The sequence below is a fragment of the Rothia sp. 11273D007AR genome (genome assembly GCF_053547255.1).
The window spans coordinates 88,695-108,066 of sequence record NZ_JBPPWJ010000008.1; the positions used below are offsets into that span (position 1 = coordinate 88,695).

Below are 19,372 nucleotides of genomic sequence, written 5' to 3' on the forward strand. Positions count from 1 at the left end.
ACCCATAAGTTGAGAATGATTATCATTAAAGATATTCTATGTGTCGAGAAAAGCCAAACAACACACATAGAAGGCACCCACCCATGCACCAGTTCCCCCGCGCCCTCTCGGTCGCAGCCCTTTCCGTGGCCCTGCTTGCAGGCCCCCTAGCAGCCTCACCCGCAGTAGCCGAGCAGGAGCGTCCTACCCCTACCATCAGCCAGGCAGACCCCACCGCAGGCGAAGAAGCCGCGGCGCGCACCGTCCTCACCGTCGAGCACACCGACGCCCTGGCTATGGCTCTAGCCGACGGGCAGCTAGACCTCTTCACCTATGCCGACTTACCAGGCGCCCCCCGCACCCGCCTTGACCCCACCCAAACAATCTTCAACCTGCAAGACCGCGCTGACACCAGGGTCAGCGTACCCGCAGGGTTCGATTTTTTGGGTGCCGAGGGGTCAACCATCTGGCTGGCACCCCAGACCCAGGTAGCCGGAGTGCTCTGGCCCGGCTGGAACACCGAGGGGATCCGCCCCGGTGAGCTAGCCGGCGACAAACTGACTCTAGAACTCGTAAAAACCAAGGCCCCCGAGGGTGGTGCGGTCGAGGTCTTCCAGTCCTCCCCCTTTGGCACCGAGCGGGTCTTTAGCTCCCGCGAGAAGCTGCCCGCCCTGCAGCAGCCGGTTGGTTCCCACGTGCACGCCAATTGGGCCTTTACCGCCACCGGCACCTACGAGCTCACCTTCCGCGCCAGCGCAACCCGGGCGGACGGCACCCCCGTCAGCACCGAACAGACCTACACCTTTGTGGTGGGGCAGCTCCCCACAGAACTGGGCGAGCCCACCGAGGTAGCCCAGCCCACCAGCCCCTCCCCCACGGTTGCACCCGAAACACCGGTAGTCGATAGCAGCTCCCCCAGTACCCCCGCACCGACAGAAGGGGCCGAAGCGCCGGCGTCCGCCCAACCAACGGAGCAGGGCCCCACCTACGCTCCCTTCACCCCGGCACCAGCTCCTGCCAGCACCCAGGAAAGTGCTAACCCCCAGCCCGGCCAGCAACATTCAGCCCCGGCCGCAGGAAGCAACGGCCAGGTTCACCGGGCACCGGCTGCCCAGAACCCAGCTCAGCAGAACCCAGCTCAACAGCACCCCACCCAGCAGCACTCCGCGGCAGGCGGTAGCGGGGGCACCGCGCCCCAGCAGTGCCTGGCCACCGAGGAAGTGGTCAAGCCTGCCGACCAGGCCCAGCAGGGTGAGGCAGGTACGGCTAACCGGGCGTCCGCACGCACCCTGGATAAGCCCGCCTTCACCATCCAAAAAGCCGTCAACACAAGCACCGACAAAGCCACCAGCGGCCACTTCGATTTCGGGGCAGTATTGAGCGGCGGCAATCTCTCGGCCCAGGTCAAGGACGACCGCACCTCCCCCGCCACCTGGAAGCAGTCCGGTGCCCTGACCTTTGTGCTGGGTGACGGTGCCAAGACCACCATGCCCGGTGGCATGGGCCATATCGCCCCGGCCGGTGCCGAGGTCTACCTGATTGGGGCAACCCAGCAGGCCACCGTTCCCTGGGTCGGCTGGAACACCCAGAACCCCGAGCTCGTTGCCCAAGCTTCCGGCCCAGCAACCCTCACCCTGACCGACCTGCAGGGCCCGGGTAAGCTCTCGGTCTTCCTCTCCGGCAACTTTGGATCAGCCGGGACCACCGTCTTTAACGGGGTGGGCGACTCCTTCTCGGTTCCGCTCAACACCCACCAGCACGCCAACTGGGTCTTCACCGCCCCCGGCGTCTACTCCGCGACCCTCACCTGGTCTGTGCCGCTCAAGAGTGGCGGTCAGGTTTCGGCCAGCGGCACCCTGAATTTTGAGGTGGGCGATATTGCCCGGGCCGAACAGCAGCCCCAGCAACAGGACGCCGGTAGCGGCTCTAGCTCCAACGCCCCTGCAGCTGGTGGGCAGGGCTCTGTCGATAGCGCCACCGGCCTGGTCACTCGCCCCGACGGCTCCCAGGTGCGCATTGTGGGCAAGACCGCCGATGGGCGCGACTGCACCCTGAGCGAGGACGAACTCGCCAAGGCCCAGCAGGCCTCGGCCCGGGGCGAGCTAGCCTACACCGGCACCTCATCGGCCGGCACCCTCACCGTAACCGGTGGCCTGGCCCTGCTGGCCGGGGCGGGCGTCCTGCTCTTTGTTCGTCGTCGCTCTGCCCGCCGTGCAGCGTAACCGTTTTCGCCGCTTCGCCCCACTCCTGCTGACCGCCCTGCTGGCCCTCATCGGCTGTGGCGGTGCAGGGGACCAGGGCCGGGAAGGCCTGCAGGTGGTGGCCTCCACCCCCATTGTGGCCGACCTGGTCTCGGCGGTTGCCGGGGACAGGGCCCGGGTGAGCTCGCTGGTCCCTGCGGGGGCTGACCCCCACACCTACGAGCCCTCCCTGCGCGATGTTCGCGACGTAGCCTACGCCGACGTAGCCTTCACCAACGGCCTGCTGTTGGAGCAGCAGAAGCTGGTGCGCACGGTCGACGCTAACCTGCCCGAGGGGGCGCTTTCTGTGGCGGTTGCCGAAGAGATCGAGAGCTACGGGGGCAGCCTGATTCCGATTGTTGAGGATGCCTCCCTCGACTCCATCTGGCTGGGTCTGCGCACCTCTGGCGCCCCGCGCGATGCCGACCTGGGTCGTGACGCCTCGGTCACATTCAGGGCCACTGCTGCCAGCGGGCCGGGCCAGCTCGCCGCCTTTATTACCGGCACCTTCGGGTCAGTTGAGAAGGTAGCGGACTCCGGTGCGGACGGCGGCACACAGGCGGGAAACCTGGGGGAAACCGCCCTCCCCCTTCAGGCCCATACCCATCTTTCATGGGCATATACTCAACCGGGTATATACTCCCTGGAGCTTGAAGCTCAGGCCCGCGGCGCTGACGGCGCGGCCTTGGACGGCCTCACCGACGTCCGCCCAACCACCGTGCACTTTGCTGTCGGTGTCTCCCCCGACGCCCAGGTGCGCGCCCTACAGGAGGCCACCGGCCAGCCTGTCACCGTCCTCGATGCCGGGCATGCCGACCTCACCGCCCAGCTCGACACCGGCCGCCTGGTGATTCGCACCGACTCCGACGGTCAGGTCACCGAATACGACCCCGCCAGCACCGTCATTGCGGTACCCTCCCGCACCCTGCAGGAGCTCCCCGCCGGGCCCCAGTACCGCTTCCTCGGCAAGCCCGGCGACCAGGTCTACCTGCTGGCCCAGGCGGTGCTGGGCAAGCACGTCCACGGCGAAATCGACCCCCACATCTGGCACTCGGTACCCAACGCCATGGCCGCAGCCCAGCTCATACGCGACACCCTCACCGCCGCCGACCCCGCCGGGGCCGCCACCTACCGGGCCAACACCGAAGCCCTGCTCACCGAACTGGCAGACACCGACCGGGAACTCCACCGCATCTACGGCCAGCTCCCCGATGCGGCTAAGAACCTGGTCACCACCCACGACGGTTACCGCTACCTGGCCTCAACCTACGGGCTCACCGTCGCCGGCTACGTCTCCCCCGGCGCGGGCGTAGAACCCAGCATCCAGCAGCGCGAGCGCCTACGCCGCACCATCGACGACCTGGCCGTACCCGCCCTCTACACCGAGCGCGGGTCGATGAACAGGACGCCGGTGCTCCAGCAGGTAGGCCAGGAGGCCGGGGTACGGGTCTGCGAACTCTACTCCGACTCCCTCGATGCAGATGCCCCCAGCTACTCCCAGATGATGCTAGCCAACGCGCAGGCCATTACCGACTGTTCCACCTAACCCAAGGATCTCCATGAAAATCTCTCCCCGATTCACTACCGCCCTGGCCCTGGCAGCCCTGCTGGTGCCGGCGTCCGCACTGACCCCCGCAGCCTACGCGGCCGAAGAGAACAAGAGCGCCGAAGAGCGCGCCCTGGAACAGACCCTCTCACCCGACGAGCCGGTCGTCAGCGGCCAGCACGAGATTGCTGCCGGGCACGTCGATATGGGCCCGGCATTTGTTGAGGGCTCCTGGGAGCTTATGTTCCGCGACGATTCAACTGCCGAGCCGGTTTGGCGCGACCCTGCCGACGTGGTGCTGCGCGGCGATGACACCGCCATGATGGCCGTGCCTGACGACCCCCGCTACTCCTTTGTGCAGGCTGCCGCCGGGGAGCAGGTCTACGTGATTCCACAGACCGAGCTGGCCGGGGTGGTCTGGCCCGGCTGGAACACCCAGAACCCCCAGGTGGTGGAACGCCTGGGCCGCGGCGTCACCTTCACCCTTGAGGCGGTAGAGGGCCCCGGCGGGTTCTCCATGTACCTGGAAAACGGCACCTTCGGAGCGCCGGAGGTGCTGTGGACCTCCGACAGCACCGACCCCCAGGACATCTTCGTTGAACCCAACGTACACACCCACGCCAACTGGGTCTTCACCGCCCCCGGCGCCTACTACCTGACCGTGCGAGCCCACGCTGAACTGGCCGACGGCACCGTCGTCAGCGACACCGCCCGCCTGCTCTTCGCCGTCGGATCGGCAGTGACCAACGAGCAGGTCTTTGCCGGGGCGGACGCCCTCGGTGCAGTTGACGAGGGCAACTCAGGGGGCGAGAGTCAGGGAGCAGGCCAGGACGCGAGCGCCCAGGCAACCGAGGCGACCTCCACTGCGACGGTTGGCGATTCAAGCACCAGCAGTGAAGCAGAGAACAGCGACTCAACCCTGCCGGTTGGCCTCATGGCCGGTGGTGGCGCGCTACTTCTGGCCCTCATCGTCGGTGGTGTTCTCCTAGCCCGTCGTTCCGCAGCCGCTAAGGCTGAAGCCTTCGAGCAGTCCACCGGGGGCCGCGCATGACCACCGCCTCTCCTGCCCCCGTGCGAGAAACCGGCGCAGCGGCGTCCGCCCCCACCGTCACCATCACCGACCTGCACGCAGGCTACCCGGGGCGGCCCGTCCTCACCGGCCTCAACCTAACCCTGCACCCCGGCGAATTCGTCGGGCTCATCGGGGCAAACGGCGCAGGCAAAACCACCCTGCTGCGCTCCCTGCTCGGGCTTGTACCCACCGGTAAAGGGCGCATCGATATTCTCGGCGAGCCGCCCCTCAAAGCCCGCGCCCACATTGGCTACGTGCCTCAAAAGCACCTCTTCCAGTGGGACTTCCCTATCACCGTCGAAAACGCCGTCATGAGCGGGCGCACCCGCGCCATCGGCTGGTTCCGTCGCCCCGGCCGCGCCGACTGGCAGGCCGTCTACTCAGCCCTTGAGAAGGCCGAACTCACCGACCTCAAAGACCGCCCTGTGGGCGAACTCTCCGGCGGGCAAAAGCAGCGAGTCCTGCTGGCTCGGGCGCTGGCGTCCGCCCCCAGGCTCCTACTGCTGGATGAACCCTTCACCGGCGTAGACGCCCCCACCCAGGACTCCCTCAACCGCCTCTACCGGTCGCTAGCCGCCGAGGGTATGACCATCCTGATGTCCACCCACGACATGGTCGCCGCCCGCACCTGGTGCTCTCGCATTATCGGCGTGCGCGGCACCCTCGCTGTGGACGCCCCCGCCCAGCAGCACAGCATCGAAGAACTCTACGCCTTCCTGCACGGCCAGCACGAAGGGTGTGAGAGGGATGCCAAGCATATAAGTTAGGCACTCAGGACGCCCCCGCGCCGACTAACCTTCTTGCGGGTTCGCTAGCGCTCACACGCAATTCATGCCAGCCCCAGCCAGTCGGCTTTCGGGGGCGTCCTGAGCGCCTCGTACGATTCATCTCTAGATTCCCCACCGATACAAACACATGATTACTCCCTACGAATTTATTCAAGACCTTTTCAACCCCAACCTGGCATTCCTGGCGCGAGCGCTGGCAGCGGTCGTCCTGGCCTCCCTAATTACCGGGCTGGTGGGCTGCCATGTGGTCATGCGCGGCATGGTTTTTATCGGTGACGCCGTGGCCCACTCGGTCTTCCCCGGCCTGGCCATCGCCTTCGTGTTAGGCGGCTCCCTTATTGTGGGCGGCCTAGTGGCAGGCGTGATTACCGCGATTTTGGTGGCAATTTTCAGCCAGAACCAGAAGCTCAAGGAGGACTCGGTTATCGGTATTTTCTTTGCCGGGTCCTTCGCCCTGGGTATCACCATCATCTCCCTGGCCCCGGGGTATTCGGGGTCAGTGCAGGACTTTTTGTTCGGTTCCATCGTGGGCATTTCAAACGCGGACGTGGCCCAGGCGGCAGTAATTGCAGCGGTGCTGGCCCTTGTACTGGGGCTCTTCCATAAGGAAATTGTGGCCGTATCGCTTGATAAGGAGAGTGCCAAGGCTGCGGGCCTGCCGGTGCTGGCCCTGGATATTTTGCTCTACGTGGTGGTCACCGTGTCTGTTGTGATTTCCCTTCAGACCCTGGGCAATGTGCTGGTGTTGGCCCTGCTGGTGGTTCCGGCGGCGAGCGCCCGGCTGCTCTGCTCTACCCTGGGGCGCATGATGGTCTTTGCACCGGCCTTCGGGGCGGTGACGTCCACCGTGGGCCTCTACCTGTCCTGGGCCTTTAACCTGCCCACCGGCGGCGTCATCGTGCTGACCATGATTGCCGGGTTCCTGCTCTGCTGGGCGGTCAGTCGGGTACTTCACGGCCGCTTCCCCCTGAAAAGTGCAACTTCCCGTTAAAAGGTGACGGGCACGTGCACTTTTCCGGGGGCATTTTTTGACGGGGAGTCTGCCCTCTGCATAAATGGTAAGCACTAGCCCCAAGCAGGAGCCTGTTTAATCTTCACCTAGCTGAGCGTCGAGACGTTCGCGATCTCTATGGCGTTGATGAGCAGAAATTTTACTTGCTAGGACCAAAAACACCACTATTCCAATAACGCCTCCAACCAGTAGCCCGCGAGAAAAATCATGGTCCACGACGTCTAAGGTATTCCAGCAAATACCACCCACGACCATGGCCGATACGATGACCGTCAGAAGCTTCCATAAGGAGTGCTGTGTCGGACGGGGGGATGGCACACGTTTACGCAACCATGAATCCCTCACCGCCATAGCGAAAATTAGTACCCCCATAGGCATTACTGCCCACATCGAATACATCCCAGGCAATACCCAAGCTAGAACAGCAGACGCCACAAACATCAGGTTCATAGTCCAGGCGTAAGAAATCGCAGTTGCCCTGTACAACACCTCACGTTCGTACTCGTCATCCACTGATTCGTCGTAGTCGTTCAAAATTTTTTCGTTAAAACTCATGAATCCTCCATTTCAGGGTCAAAGACCTCTTCTACTGTCCTCCCCAAAACCCGGCAAATTGCTAAAGCAAGATGCACCGATGGGGAGTAGTTACCCTTCTCAATATTTGCGATTGTTTGCCTTGAAACACCGACGCGGGTCGCAAGGTCCGCCTGCGAGATTTCTTGCCATCGCCTAAATTTCCGAACCATATTGGTTGTGGCTTCTGTTGTCATATGTGAACTCCAACGTGTCAACCTCCGTTAAGTGTAAACTATTTTTTACATTAAGGAATGAAAAATTATCATTCAGCAAAGAAAATTTCTCTTCCGCTCGTAGACATCGCTCATAACTTAATTGCTGACAAGGTACGCCTGCTCTGCCTAGGATGAAGTTGAGAAGTAAGTACACATTGGGAGAAAACATGATTTTCATTGTTGTGAAGTACCAGGTTAAGGACGGCGACCGCGAGGGCTTTTTGGCCGCTACCCGCGAGTTTACCGAGGCCACCCGCGCTGAGCCGGGCAACAAGTGGTTTGAGTGGTCACTGAGCGTGGAAGACCCCAACGAGGTTGTTCTCGTTGAGGCTTTTGAGGACGACGCCGCGGCAGCTCACGTAGAGTCGGACCACTTCGCCAAGGGGCTAGAAGCCATGAAGCCCTGGCTGACCGAAACTCCCAAGATTATTTCTCGCACGATCGACGGCAATGACTGGGATGAAATGGGAGAGCTGAAAATTTCGTAGCTTGCTCCGCACCCGGACGCCGGTGGGCAGGTAGTTGCCCACCGGCGTCCTTGTTTTTGTTCTCGGGCTTGTGCCCGGGGTGTTGGGCTGGGGTTATCTCTTGACCGATTGACTAGAATGGGTGTAGAGGTCGCCGTGGGGCGTCCTGAGTTTTACTGCCTACGACCGGGGAGCCATATGACTTTGCCGAATGCCGCCCAGGCCCACCACGATGAGCATCTTGATGCTGACCATACGTCGGTTTCGCTTGCTGTTTCTACCGTGATTTTGGCTCTGCGCCGCAAGGAGGGCGAGTCTCACCATTCGCTGTGGCTGCCTCTGGTGCGTCGCTTGCGTGAGCCCTATAAGGGCCAGTGGGCTCTGCCGGGTGGCCCTCTTCAGCCCGACATGTCGCTTGAAGAGGCGGCTGGTTATACCCTTCAGCGGGCGACCGGCCTGGTGCCGGGGTATCTTGAGCAGCTCTATGCTTTTGGCGATGTGCACCGCACCCCGGATTACAAGATTATGCGTGAGGGTGGCTCTCTGCCTGTTCCTGCTGAGGAAGATAAGCATGAGCGGGTGGTGTCGGTGATTTACTGGGCGTCGATTCCCCAAACCGAGGTGAACCGCACCCGCGTGCACGAGAACATCCGCTGGTTCCCGATTGACGAGCTCCCTATCCTGGCCTTTGACCACAACGAGATCGTTGAATACGCCCTCTACCGCCTGCAGAATAAGGTGGAATACTCCCGTATCGCCCACTCCTTCTTGGGTGAGGAGTTTACGCTCGCCCAGCTGCGTGAGGTCTACGAGGCGATTTTGGGTCGGGCGCTTGACCCGGCGAACTTCCGCCGCCAGATTGCGGCGTCCAAGTCTATTATTGATACAGGTAAGCGTGTTGAGGGCACCCGCCACCGCCCGCCGCGCCTTTACCGCTACAACCACTCGCGCGCCTTTGCGGACCAGGGCCCTCTGGGCATGTACCGCGAGGCCGCCTATCATGCCGAACAGGGGAAATAAAATTTATGAAGCGCCTAGCGCCCTTAGTAGCAGTCACTGTGCTCGCTTTATCTGCATGCGGCTCATCCACAGAAGCAACCCCTGAAGCGAACCCCACCATTACATACACCGATGGCATGACCGCCACTGTAGTTTCCGTGGAGTCCGCTAACACATTTACCGCCAATATCGATGGAGTTGAGAAAGAAGTTCGGTTAATCAACACCGCGGCTCCTTCGAGCAATGGCGTTGCTTTATCAAGCACTTGTCTCATCGATGAGTCCAAGGCTCTTCTTTCGGAGAAGCTGCCCGAGGGTAGCCAGGTGACTCTGAATTTTGATGAGTCCCAGCGCGGGGCAACCGGCTATGTTGAGGCTGCGGTGTATACGGGTGATGCTTTTATCAACCGGGATATGGCGCGGGCCGGCATGGTTACTACCACGTTTACCACTAACGCAGACAAGTTCTACGGCGAGATTTCTCAGGCCCAGCAGGACGCCGCCAACGAAGGTATCGGCCTATACTCCAGGGATATCGAGTGCACGATTCCCGCACAAATCCAGGCACAAAAGACAGTTGTAGAGGACGCTAAGAACTGGGAAGTAGACACATCAGCTGAAGCACCGCTAGAGCAAAAGCAACGTGAAAACGAACGCCAAGCTATCTACCGTGATGCCTCTGCTGTATACAAGGACTTAGAAGAGCAGACTAAAGCACCTGCCCAATGGGTAGGGTCGATTGTGACCTTAGATGCCGTAAAGGCACAGCTGAGTGAGCTCCGATCACTCCTAGGCGACGATTTCTACCCGTCGAATGGTACCAGCGTGAACCAGCAGAAGAAGGCTGAGGCCGAGGCTACTCCGGTACGCCCGGGTTCCTAGACAACGGTTGAACGTAGCGGACGCCGTCCCTCACCTCCGTGCCTGTAGGCAGGAGGGCGAGGGGCGGCGTCCTTGTGTTTGGTCTGGTGGGTGAATTTAGGGGGTTGAAGTAGGGCTTTCCGGGTCTTCGGGGTGAGGTGTATCGCCCGGGTGGGTGTTGTCCGGGTTGGCTGAGGTGGGTTCGGGAGCTGGCGGCTGGCTAGCTTCAGCCGGGGGCTCGCCCTTGGCGTCCTTTTCTGCTTTTTCGCGTTCTAGTCTTTCTCGTTCGGCTTCTTCTGCCAGGTTGTAGACGATGCGTTTGCTGTCGCGGGCGCGGACGAGGGCGTCGCGCAGGGTTTTGACGGACTGGGTTTGGGCGACGGTTGAGAGCAGGGGCAGGTCGCTGGCAGTTTCGTATTCTTCTAGGCGGCGGGTGAGAGAGTCGGCGGCTTCTAGGGGCTCCTTGAGATCTATTCCCTGAGCGTTATTTATACTGGTGAGGGTTGAATTGAGACGGGCAGGGAGGGTGCAGTCAATGGTTCGGCTGTAGATACCTGCCTGCTGCTGGTCGGCCTGGTCTTGGGCTGCACTGATGGTGTCGTAAAGGGTGGAGCCGCCTTCGGGAATAGCCACGCCGAACCCTGCCCGGGCCATTTCGGTGTTGAGCATGCGCCCGTCGGGGAGGGTGACTGCGGCTTTGACGGTGATGGTGGGGCTTACGGACGGGTCGGGCTGGCTGGTTTCACCCGCCCCGAGGGCCTCGTCGTAGGTGAGGGTGACGGGCGAGCCGATGGGAAGAAGCTTGGCCAGGTAGTCAGCGGCTTCGGGGGCCAGGCAGCGCATGTCTTCGTTTTCGTGTTTAGCCTGCGGGGTGACGAGGCCAAGTAGGTCCACGGTGATGGTGGTTCCATCGCGCTCCATACTGAGGGTGTCGGCGTCGATCACGCGAAGGACGCGGGCTACCGAAGTTTCATCTGTCGCGCTGGGGGGTGGCGGTGCTGGCAGGCTCAGCAGCATTGCCAAAGAGGCCGCAAGCGGTGAGGGTGAACACACCGACCGTGAGAGTGGCGGGTGCAAAAATGCGGGCAGGGCGCATAGATTTACTCCTTTGTGTTGCTCACCATACTAGGTGCCCCAGTGGTTGACCTGCCAGTATTACAGCCCCAGGTTGTGCCCTTAAAAGCCGGGTGCCGGCGTCCGCTCTGCTGAGAAGGACGCCGGCACCCGGCTTTATCTCTACACGCGGGGCGTGAGGGGTTTAGGCTTCGGGAATGACGAGGCCCTTGGTCTGGGAGACTGCGCGGTCGAAGCGGGCTGCGACGTCTTCCCAGTTAACGATGTTCCAGAAGGCCTTGACGTAGTCGCCCTTGACGTTCTGGTAGTCGAGGTAGAAGGCGTGCTCCCACATGTCGAGCTGCAGGACGGGGATCAGGGCGACGGAGATGTTGCCCTGCTGGTCGTAGAGCTGCTCGATGACGAGGCGCTTACCGACGGTGTCCCAGGCCAGGATGGCCCAGCCGGAGCCCTGGATGGTGAGGGCTACGTTTTCGAAGTGGGCGCGGAAGTCGTCGAAGGAGCCGAAGTCGTTGTCGATAGCTGCTGCCAGTTCACCGACGGGCTTGTCGCCGCCCTCGGGGGAGAGGTTCTTCCAGAAGATGGAGTGGTTGGTGTGGCCGCCCAGGTTGAAGGCTAGGTCCTTGGAGAGCTTGCCGATGTTGGCGAAGTCGCCCTTTTCGCGGGCTTCTTCCATCTTCTCCAGGGCGGTGTTAGCGCCGCCAACGTAGGTGGCGTGGTGCTTGGAGTGGTGCAGCTCCATGATGCGGGCTGAGATGTGGGGCTCGAGGGCTGCGTAGTCGTAGTCGAGTTCGGGGAGAACGTACTTTTCTGACATGGTCATTCCTTTCGTCGAAGGCCCTTCTCTGGGTCTTTCTGGGTTTAACTCTACACACTGGGGCGCGCGAGGTCACGAGAGGTTACTTGATAAGTCCCCTTGTTTAGCCGTGGGCAAAATGGCCTGAAACGGGGCAGGCGGACGCCCGGGGCAGGTTCTCCACAGTTTTCCACTTAAGAGTGGGGAAAGTTATCCACAGGTGGGGATAAAACTGGGGATATTCGAATTACACGGGTGGGAGTTTCGAAAATGTTCGAGAGACCTGGGGGTAAAACGGGGTGATTGGCGGGTGAAAAGTTCGAAAATACACCGGTGTTGTTCGAAAATAACATCGGTGTCACTTATCCACGGGTGTGGATAAGTGCTGTGGAAAACAGGGTTTTGGGGCACTTTAACTCGGTGGATACTGGACTTTTACCCACAGGGTACAGAGTTTTCCACGTTTTAAGTGGATATTGTTCACAGAGTTATCCACAGGTGGGGATAAAAGATGCCCCGGTCGCCTAAACAGGCTGACCGGGGCATCTCTTACTAGATAATCCAGACTTATAGCTGTGGATAAGTACTGTGCATAGAACCTCTCACACTAACCCTGCAGGCTAGGACGGTTGTAGTCCACCACTTCCTCAACAGACAGAATCTCATTCAAAATATCTTCCTTGCCGTCCAAAGCATACTTGAAGCGGATACCGTCAAGGTTGATACGGGCCTGGCGGTGATATTCGGGGTAAAGCTGACCCCACCCTACGGTCGAGGCATCAACGTTAAAGTAGGTATCGAATCCGTAACCTGAAAGAGTCTCCCACTTGGGCCCTGCGTACTGTTCTACCCCCGCGATATCTGACCCGAAGGGGTAAATCAGCAGGTTCGTGTCCCCTACAATCGGGCGAACCTCTGTATCCCACTTGCGGGCGTCCTCAGCTAGAGCCGCAGGGTTAATATCGCCGTAGCCCGGGTGCCCCCATGAGTGGGAGGCGATACGCCACCCATCTGCCTTGAGAGCTTCCGAAACATCGGTAGCCTTCTGAATATCGGCTTCCCTGGTGGTGGAATCTGGGTAGGCGATCTCTGAAGTGCGGTAACCAAAGACTCCGTTATACCCGGTTACTGCCAGAACTCCCTTAGAACCCCGGTATGAGAAATCGGGGTGTTCCTCTACAAACCGGTCAACGATAGGAACCATATCAAAGTCGCCAACCTCCTCACGCCCGTCCGGGTGAACGTAGGTAGCCTTTACCTGCCCATCCTCATTCAGGGTGAGGTTAGTAGCAAAACCGTCGCCCTCCATATATTCGTAGTAGTTGGGGTCGTCCTGGGAGAGAACCAGGGGCTTTTTACCGGCAGGTAGGTAGATATCCTGGTAGGTCATCTCGCCGTTGACAGACTGAGAGATGTATTCGGGGTTAATCAGCACGTAGTCGTTGGCATACAGCTGCTCCAGAATAGCCTCGAACTCTTCGATGCTCACCATATAGTCGTCATAGCCTGTCGACTCATAGTCTCCGTCATACGCCAAAGACGTATCGACAATCAGCGAATGCACAAAAACATGCGCAATTTTTGAGTTATCTTCCCATAGGACAGCGGCATCACGAGCGGCGCTAATTTCAGAGCGGGCACGGTCAATGCTCTCACCCGAGAAACCCTCTAATGCAGCAAGCGCCTCAGCGTAATCATACGAAGCAGCTAGGGTCGTTGCGGTCTTCAGCGCTGCTTCTTCGGGGTTGATAGAGGGTGATGCGCTGCTGGCAGAGCTGTTATGCTCCGCCGCTGTCTGTGAGCCTGAGTCACCGCAGCCAGAGAAAGTAGCCAACACCAGCGCAGAGGCAGCAACTGAGGTCATCAAACGAGTAGAAAAGGTCGCGGAAAGCACGGGGAAAACACCTAGTCGAGAGAGGCTACATTCGAGACGTTGATGACCGTACTGGGCTTATCCCCCAGTACTGATTCACCGATTTTAGCTAAGGACTTCACCTGGCGAGCGTTGAGCTGATCAAAAATAATACGTCGCACAGCTTCGACATGACCGGGGGCAGCCTCCTGCACCTTAGCCAGACCGCCAGGGAGCAGGTGGCAGATAGAGACGCGGCGGTCTTTTTCCCAGATGCTACGCTCAACAAAGTTGTCTTTTTCAAGTCGGGTGACCACCCGTGAAAGACGGGGCAACAGGGTGTTGGTCTGCCGGGCCAGATCTGTCATGGTGAGCTTGTGCTGGGGAGATTCTGAGAGCATAGCCAGCACCATGTACTCAACAAAGCTAAGGCCCGAGTCCTTCTGCAGCTGGCTTTCAAGCTGACCGGGCAGGTTAAACATGATAGAGGAGATAAAGAGCCAGCCTTCGCGCTCTTCTTCGTTCAGCCATCGGGTGCTCTGGTTAGCAGCTACAGGGGTTTCTTCGCTCATGGTTCCTCTGGTCGGTACTGTAGGCAAAAGTGGGGGTTGTCTATACCTAGTCTAAGTTTCTTTCGAAAGGGTTTCTGCTTCTGGTGCAGCCGTGTTGAGGCGATTTACGAAAAATATAGATTATTTAGCGCTAATTTTACCCCTGAGAGTTGATGGAGCACCCTCCACCGGCCCTGTTTGTTAGCATGGCTCGCTCCCAAAACCTATTCACGTCATTTAGTTCCTCTCCACTCCATCCATTTGATAAGCTGGATTACTAAGGTGTGCCGGGAAGACTGGTCGGCCCGCCCAACTCACCGCAGCCCCACCTGAAGGTAGGCTCCCGCGGCGCTACAGGCGTCCGCACCAATCCCCCCTTCAGAAGCGTGTGGTGAGTAGGCGGTTTATCGTTACTCATCGACCTCAAAGAGCGTTTATGTCATCAGAAAACACCGTCCTATCGCGCGGATCCTACAAGGAATCCCAGCGCATTTCAGAGATTCTCTCCAAGGAATCCACCGGCGGCATCATCCTGCTGGTTGCCACCGTCCTCGCCCTCGTTTTTGCTAACTCAGCCGCCGCCGAGCACTACTTCGGCCTGCGCGACACCTACCTGGGCGCAGACTTCTGGGGCCTGCACCTTAAACTCTCCATCGGTCACTGGGCAGCCGACGGCCTGCTAGCGGTCTTCTTCTTCCTGGTCGGTCTGGAACTCAAAAAGGAATTTGTCGAGGGCGACCTGCGCAATCCCGGCAAGGCCCTCGTTCCTATCGTGGCTGCAGCCGGCGGTGTTGCCCTGCCCGCCATTATCTACGTGCTGGTCAACCTCAACAGCAGTTCTGAGGCGCTGGGGGGCTGGGCTATTCCTGCAGCAACCGATATCGCCTTCGCGGTGGCCGTCCTCGCTGTTATCGGCTCCCACCTACCTTCAGCCCTGCGTACCTTCCTGCTGACCCTGGCTGTGGTCGATGACCTGATCGCCATCACCATCATCGCCCTCTTCTACACCTCAGACCTGAAGATCGGCTTCCTGGCCCTCTCCATCATTCCCATTGCCCTCTACGCCCTGGTTGCCCGCAAGGGTGAGAAGCTCTTCCACCTCTCCCCGGCTGCGTCCTGGTTTATCCTGCTGCCCATCGGGTTTGTGGTCTGGGTGCTCTTCCTGAACTCGGGTATTCACGCCACAATTGCTGGCGTTATCCTGGCCTTCATGATTCCCGTGCGCAAGAACAAGCGCACCGAAGCAGCGGACGCCCACCACGGCCTGGCCGAGGTCATGGAGCACCGCGTGCGCCCCTTCTCCGCAGGTTTCTGTGTGCCCGTCTTCGCCTTCTTCTCAGCGGGCGTCGCTATCGGCGGCTTCCAGGGCTTCGTTGACGCGGTCACCGAGCCGATTGCTTACGGCATCATTCTGGCCCTGATTTTCGGCAAGATGATTGGTATTACTGTCTCCACCTGGCTCATTACCCGCCTGCGTCGTGCCAACCTCGACCCCGATATCGCCTGGATTGACGTCATCGGCGTGGCCACCCTGGCCGGCATCGGCTTCACTGTCTCCCTGCTGATTGCCGAGCTGTCCTTCGGCCTGGGCTCCGACTACAACGACGCCGCTAAGGTCGCGATTCTGACCGCCTCGGTCACCGCCGCCCTGCTCGGTGCCATCATCCTGTCGATCCGCAACAAGCACTACAAGCAGGTTGCGCTCAAGGAGACTGTGGACGAAAACCAGGACGGCATCCCCGACGTCTTCACCGACAATACGGACGCACCCCGCCCCGGCGCCTAGCATCCGCCCCGGCGCCTAGCATCCGCCCCCGCTACCTCAAGGGGACCTTATTTCCTCAAAGGGACCGCATAATTTGCGGTCCCTTTTGGGTTGTGCGGTCCCCTTGTGTGCGGGACAGGTGCGCGGAGGCTTTTCAAACGGGGCGGACGCCAGTGTGCAGTTCTGCATCTCAGATTCCGGCATTAGCTGGGCTAAAGGAGCATAATGGAACCTGAAGCAAGCGAAGACACACCCGACCTAAGGAGAGGCATGACCCAGACGCCTCACAAGGACCCGCTCTTTTCCCGCGGATCGTACGCCGAGACCAGCCGCGTCTCAGAGATTATGCGCAAGGAATCGGTGGGTGGTTTTATTCTGCTCGCCGCCACCGTGCTCGCCGTTATTCTGGCTAACTCCCAAGCCGCACATTTCTACGAGAGTGTGCGCGATACCGAGCTGGGCTTGAACATTCCCGGCTTCAGCCATCTGATGATGAACGTGCACCTGTGGGCCGCTGACGGCCTGCTCACGGTCTTCTTCTTCCTCACCGGCCTAGAACTCAAAAAAGAGTTCGTGGTGGGCGACCTGCGTGACCCGGGTAAAGCCGTCGTCCCCATCGCGGCGGCCTTCGGCGGTGCCATGACCCCGGCTATTATCTATTTCGCCATCAACCACGGCAATGAGACCGCTGTGCACGGCTGGGCTATTCCCGCCGCTACCGATATCGCTTTCGCGGTGGCCGTCCTGGCCGGTGTGGGCACCTTCCTGCCCGCGGCCCTGCGCACCTTCCTGCTGACCCTGGCTGTGGTCGATGACCTGATTGCCATCGTCATTATCGCCCTCTTTTACACCAGCAATTTCCACGCCTGGTACCTGATTGTTTCTATTATTCCCATCGGGCTATATTTCTGGCTGACCCACAAACACGAAAAACTGTTCCACGACCACAAGTGGGCGGCCTGGGTAATCCTGCTGCCCCTGGGCCTTATCACCTGGGCCCTCTTCCTGGAATCTGGTATTCACGCCACCATCGCGGGCGTCATCCTGGGCTTCTGCGTGCCCGTGCGCATGACCGTCCAGGCTAAGCAGGCCGACGCCCACGCCTCCCTGGCTGAGACCCTGGAGCACCGCCTTCGTCCGCTCTCCACCGGCTTCTGCGTCCCCGTCTTCGCCTTCTTCTCCGCCGGTGTAGCCGTTGGCGGCTGGGACGGCCTCAAAACCGCCCTGGCAGATTCCGTTGCTATCGGTATTATGGTCGGCCTGGTGCTGGGTAAAACCGTTGGCATTACCGGCACCACCTGGCTCATTACCCGCTTCCGCGGCGTGAACCTAGACTCCGATATCAAGTGGATTGACGTGATCGGCCTAGCCGTCACCGGCGGTATCGGCTTCACCGTTTCCATGCTGGTCGCCGAGCTCTCCTTCGAGTCAGGCTCCCTGCACACCGAGGACGCCAAAATCGGTATTATGATCGGCTCGGTTATCGCAGCGGTCTTAGGCGCAATAATCCTGTCGATCCGCAACAAGCACTACAAGCAGATTGCGCTGAAGGAAAGCGTGGACGAGAACGAGGACGGCATCCCCGACGTCTTCACCGACAACACGGACGCACCCCGCCCCGGCGCCTAGCGTCCGTCCGCCCCATCTCGCAGGGTAGGTGCCATCTAACTCAGAAAAACCCACCAACCAGCTGGGTTTTTCCGAGCCAGATGGTACCTATCCGTTTAAAGCGGTGCACGAAACGGCAACATCACAGTAGACATGTTTTGCACAAACGCAACCGAGCTGTGAGAATTACCCCTAGTGTTCACCGCCCTAGCGCCGGTGATTCTCCGCCCTTACTGCCCACCGTGCCGCAGCTAAGGCGCCCCACCAAGGTGCAACCGCGCCCACCCATACCCCGGGCAGGTCCGCCCTTTTAACGATTTGGAGTACACATGGATACTCTGCTCAACGCAGTGAACTGGATTAACGAATCCACCGCTGGAGCAACCGAGGTTATCACCGGCATCTCAGACACGCTCTGGGCCTACTTCCTCATGTACGCTCTGGTAGCCGTAGGTCTGGGCATCACCATCGCAACACGAGGCGTTCAGTTCCGCCTGATTGGCGAAATGTTCCGCACCCTCAAGGATCCGGCAGGTACCGAGTACAACGGCAAGAAGAGCATCTCAGCCTTCCGCGCCTTTACAGTTTCGGCCGCCTCCCGCGTGGGTGTGGGTAATATCGTCGGCGTTGCTATGGCTATCATCCTGGGTGGTCCCGGCGCTGTCTTCTGGATGTGGGTCATCGCCTCCATCGGTGCAGCATCCGCCTTTGCAGAGTCCCTGCTGGGTCAGCTCTACAAGCGCAAAGGTGAGGACTCCTACATCGGCGGTCCTGCCTACTACATGGCCCGCGGCCTCAACGCTCGCTGGTTGGGTCTCATCTTCGTTGCCTTCATCGTGATCACCTACGCCTTCGTGTTCGTGGCTGTGCAGACCAACTCCATCGTGGGTGCGGCAGCTGGCTCCTTCGGCGTTGACATCAGCGGTACCAACGGCATGGGCTTCCGCGTCACCCTCGGTATTATCATCGCGGTCATTGCGGGCTTTATTATCTTCGGCGGCATCCGCACCATTTCCTCGGTCACCGAGATCCTGGTTCCCTTCATGGCAGTTCTCTACCTGATTCTGGGTCTGATCATTGTTGCAATGAACCTGGGTGAGGTTCCCGCTGTACTGGGGGCTATCTTCGCCGGTGCTTTCGGTCTGGAAGAGTTCGTGACCGGCACCCTCATCGGTGTGATTACCCAGGGCATGCGCCGCGGCCTGCTCTCCAATGAGGCCGGCATGGGTACCGCACCTAACGCCGGTGCGACCGCGTCCGTCTCCCACCCCGCCAAGCAGGGCTTCGTGCAGGCTCTGGGCGTCTACTTCGACACCATGCTGGTCTGCTCCGTCACCGCCTTTATCGTGCTGGTAGCCGGCGACATCCCCTACGGCAACAGAGACATGTCGAGCACCCTCACCCAGACTGCACTCTCAACCCACCTGGGTCCCTGGGCGGTTCACTTCCTGACCGTGGCGATTGCCCTCTTCGCCTTCTCATCCATCATCGGTAACTACTACTACGGCGAGTCCAATGTCCGCTTCGTCACCGAGAAGCACCTGCCCATGAACATCTTCCGCGTCATCGTGATTCTGTTCGTGTTCTTCGGTGCCATCGCTTCACTGGATCTGCTGTGGAACCTCGCCGACTTACTCAACGGCGGCATGGTCATCGTCAACCTGACCGCGGTCTGCCTGCTGATGCCTAAGGTCATGAAGGTGCTCCGCAACTACGAGGCCCAGCGTAAGGCCGGTCTCGAACCGATTTTCCAGGCCTCTGATCTACCTGAGATTAAGAACCTGGACGCCTGGGACGGCACCGATGAGCTCACCCAGCGCGAATACTGGGAGAACTTCGACCGCGAGCAGGCTGAAAAGCGCGCCGCCCGCGGCAAGTAGTTCACCCTTCGGGTAGCTATTCCGTTAGGACGCTGCCGCCCGCCACCCTGCCCCTTGGCAGGGATGGTGAGCGGCGGCGTCCTGGTTTTAAA

General features: G+C 60.2%; 17 protein-coding genes. 11 read left to right on the forward strand and 6 right to left on the reverse strand.

Features of this window, described 5'->3' with window-relative positions:
• Positions 1 to 83 precede the first annotated feature (83 nt).
• The 5 genes from ACED88_RS06015 (at position 84) to ACED88_RS06035 (ending at position 6,616) form a co-directional block, all read left to right on the forward strand.
• Positions 84 to 2,201 carry a TIGR03773 family transporter-associated surface protein gene (locus tag ACED88_RS06015; RefSeq protein WP_449109054.1) on the forward strand — a complete coding sequence of 706 codons (2,118 nt, stop codon included), beginning with the start codon at positions 84 to 86 and terminating at the stop codon, positions 2,199 to 2,201.
• Positions 2,167 to 3,765 carry an anchored repeat ABC transporter, substrate-binding protein gene (locus ACED88_RS06020; protein ID WP_449109055.1) on the forward strand — a complete coding sequence of 533 codons (1,599 nt, stop codon included), beginning with the start codon at positions 2,167 to 2,169 and terminating at the stop codon, positions 3,763 to 3,765. Before ACED88_RS06015 ends, ACED88_RS06020 begins: the two co-directional genes overlap by 35 nt.
• Before the next feature lie 13 nt (positions 3,766 to 3,778).
• A complete protein-coding gene (locus tag ACED88_RS06025) occupies positions 3,779 to 4,816 on the forward strand; it encodes a choice-of-anchor M domain-containing protein (protein WP_449109056.1) in 1,038 nt (345 codons plus the stop codon).
• Positions 4,813 to 5,604 carry an anchored repeat-type ABC transporter ATP-binding subunit gene (locus tag ACED88_RS06030; protein ID WP_449109057.1) on the forward strand — a complete coding sequence of 264 codons (792 nt, stop codon included), beginning with the start codon at positions 4,813 to 4,815 and terminating at the stop codon, positions 5,602 to 5,604. The genes ACED88_RS06025 and ACED88_RS06030 overlap by 4 nt, the downstream gene beginning before the upstream one ends.
• A gap of 148 nt (positions 5,605 to 5,752) precedes the next feature.
• The gene (locus ACED88_RS06035; protein ID WP_449109058.1) at positions 5,753 to 6,616 is read left to right on the forward strand and encodes an anchored repeat-type ABC transporter permease subunit; all 864 of its coding nucleotides are present in this window, start codon (positions 5,753 to 5,755) and stop codon (positions 6,614 to 6,616) included.
• Positions 6,617 to 6,712: 96 nt separating this feature from the next.
• Here ACED88_RS06035 and ACED88_RS06040 read toward each other — a convergent pair whose 3' ends face one another.
• On the reverse strand, positions 6,713 to 7,192 hold the full coding sequence (locus tag ACED88_RS06040) for a hypothetical protein (protein WP_449109059.1): 480 nt from the start codon (positions 7,190 to 7,192) through the stop codon (positions 6,713 to 6,715).
• Positions 7,189 to 7,407 (reverse strand): helix-turn-helix transcriptional regulator, encoded by a 219-nt coding sequence (locus ACED88_RS06045; protein ID WP_449109060.1) that lies wholly within the window; start codon positions 7,405 to 7,407, stop codon positions 7,189 to 7,191. The genes ACED88_RS06040 and ACED88_RS06045 overlap by 4 nt, the downstream gene beginning before the upstream one ends.
• 188 nt (positions 7,408 to 7,595) lie before the next feature.
• On the opposite strand from ACED88_RS06045, the gene ACED88_RS06050 reads away from it, so the two are divergent.
• The 3 genes from ACED88_RS06050 (at position 7,596) to ACED88_RS06060 (ending at position 9,775) form a co-directional block, all read left to right on the forward strand.
• Positions 7,596 to 7,916 carry a putative quinol monooxygenase gene (locus ACED88_RS06050; RefSeq protein WP_237206921.1) on the forward strand — a complete coding sequence of 107 codons (321 nt, stop codon included), beginning with the start codon at positions 7,596 to 7,598 and terminating at the stop codon, positions 7,914 to 7,916.
• Positions 7,917 to 8,093: 177 nt separating this feature from the next.
• Positions 8,094 to 8,915, forward strand: a complete 822-nt coding sequence (locus ACED88_RS06055; RefSeq protein ID WP_237199674.1) for an NUDIX hydrolase — start codon at positions 8,094 to 8,096, stop codon at positions 8,913 to 8,915.
• A 38-nt stretch (positions 8,916 to 8,953) separates the two neighbouring features.
• Positions 8,954 to 9,775: a thermonuclease family protein gene (locus tag ACED88_RS06060; protein WP_449109061.1), complete on the forward strand. Its 822-nt coding sequence runs from the start codon at positions 8,954 to 8,956 to the stop codon at positions 9,773 to 9,775.
• Between the two features lie 96 nt (positions 9,776 to 9,871).
• Here ACED88_RS06060 and ACED88_RS06065 read toward each other — a convergent pair whose 3' ends face one another.
• From ACED88_RS06065 to ACED88_RS06080, 4 genes are all read right to left on the reverse strand, one after another.
• Complete coding sequence (locus ACED88_RS06065; protein ID WP_449109062.1) at positions 9,872 to 10,699, reverse strand: thermonuclease family protein; 828 nt, start codon at positions 10,697 to 10,699, stop codon at positions 9,872 to 9,874.
• A 313-nt stretch (positions 10,700 to 11,012) separates the two neighbouring features.
• Positions 11,013 to 11,645 carry a superoxide dismutase gene (locus ACED88_RS06070; protein ID WP_449109063.1) on the reverse strand — a complete coding sequence of 211 codons (633 nt, stop codon included), beginning with the start codon at positions 11,643 to 11,645 and terminating at the stop codon, positions 11,013 to 11,015.
• A 586-nt stretch (positions 11,646 to 12,231) separates the two neighbouring features.
• Entirely contained in the window at positions 12,232 to 13,518 is a 1,287-nt protein-coding gene (locus ACED88_RS06075; RefSeq protein WP_449109064.1) for a polysaccharide deacetylase, read from the reverse strand.
• 11 nt (positions 13,519 to 13,529) lie between these two features.
• Positions 13,530 to 14,048, reverse strand: a complete 519-nt coding sequence (locus tag ACED88_RS06080) for a MarR family winged helix-turn-helix transcriptional regulator (protein ID WP_237242946.1) — start codon at positions 14,046 to 14,048, stop codon at positions 13,530 to 13,532.
• Between the two features lie 415 nt (positions 14,049 to 14,463).
• Between ACED88_RS06080 and nhaA (ACED88_RS06085) the strand changes: the two genes are divergently transcribed.
• From nhaA (ACED88_RS06085) to ACED88_RS06095, 3 genes are all read left to right on the forward strand, one after another.
• Entirely contained in the window at positions 14,464 to 15,813 is a 1,350-nt protein-coding gene (gene nhaA / locus ACED88_RS06085; RefSeq protein ID WP_449109065.1) for a Na+/H+ antiporter NhaA, read from the forward strand.
• Between the two features lie 249 nt (positions 15,814 to 16,062).
• Positions 16,063 to 17,421 (forward strand): Na+/H+ antiporter NhaA, encoded by a 1,359-nt coding sequence (nhaA, locus tag ACED88_RS06090; RefSeq protein ID WP_449109066.1) that lies wholly within the window; start codon positions 16,063 to 16,065, stop codon positions 17,419 to 17,421.
• 308 nt (positions 17,422 to 17,729) lie between these two features.
• Positions 17,730 to 19,280, forward strand: coding sequence for an alanine/glycine:cation symporter family protein (locus ACED88_RS06095; protein ID WP_449109067.1), 1,551 nt, complete (start codon positions 17,730 to 17,732; stop codon positions 19,278 to 19,280).
• Positions 19,281 to 19,372: the final 92 nt, after the last annotated feature.

Excerpts from the sequence above, each read along its gene's own strand:
- ACED88_RS06025 (WP_449109056.1), top strand. The coding sequence starts at position 3,779 with ATGAAAATCTCTCCCCGATTCACTACCGCCCTGGCCCTGGCAGCCCTG.
- ACED88_RS06080 (WP_237242946.1), bottom strand. The coding sequence starts at position 14,048 with ATGAGCGAAGAAACCCCTGTAGCTGCTAACCAGAGCACCCGATGGCTG.
- ACED88_RS06015 (WP_449109054.1), top strand. The coding sequence starts at position 84 with ATGCACCAGTTCCCCCGCGCCCTCTCGGTCGCAGCCCTTTCCGTGGCC.
- ACED88_RS06095 (WP_449109067.1), top strand. The coding sequence starts at position 17,730 with ATGGATACTCTGCTCAACGCAGTGAACTGGATTAACGAATCCACCGCT.
- ACED88_RS06040 (WP_449109059.1), bottom strand. The coding sequence starts at position 7,192 with ATGAGTTTTAACGAAAAAATTTTGAACGACTACGACGAATCAGTGGAT.
- nhaA (WP_449109065.1), top strand. The coding sequence starts at position 14,464 with ATGTCATCAGAAAACACCGTCCTATCGCGCGGATCCTACAAGGAATCC.
- nhaA (WP_449109066.1), top strand. The coding sequence starts at position 16,063 with ATGACCCAGACGCCTCACAAGGACCCGCTCTTTTCCCGCGGATCGTAC.
- ACED88_RS06070 (WP_449109063.1), bottom strand. The coding sequence starts at position 11,645 with ATGTCAGAAAAGTACGTTCTCCCCGAACTCGACTACGACTACGCAGCC.
- ACED88_RS06050 (WP_237206921.1), top strand. The coding sequence starts at position 7,596 with ATGATTTTCATTGTTGTGAAGTACCAGGTTAAGGACGGCGACCGCGAG.
- ACED88_RS06045 (WP_449109060.1), bottom strand. The coding sequence starts at position 7,407 with ATGACAACAGAAGCCACAACCAATATGGTTCGGAAATTTAGGCGATGG.
- ACED88_RS06055 (WP_237199674.1), top strand. The coding sequence starts at position 8,094 with ATGACTTTGCCGAATGCCGCCCAGGCCCACCACGATGAGCATCTTGAT.
- ACED88_RS06030 (WP_449109057.1), top strand. The coding sequence starts at position 4,813 with ATGACCACCGCCTCTCCTGCCCCCGTGCGAGAAACCGGCGCAGCGGCG.
- ACED88_RS06035 (WP_449109058.1), top strand. The coding sequence starts at position 5,753 with ATGATTACTCCCTACGAATTTATTCAAGACCTTTTCAACCCCAACCTG.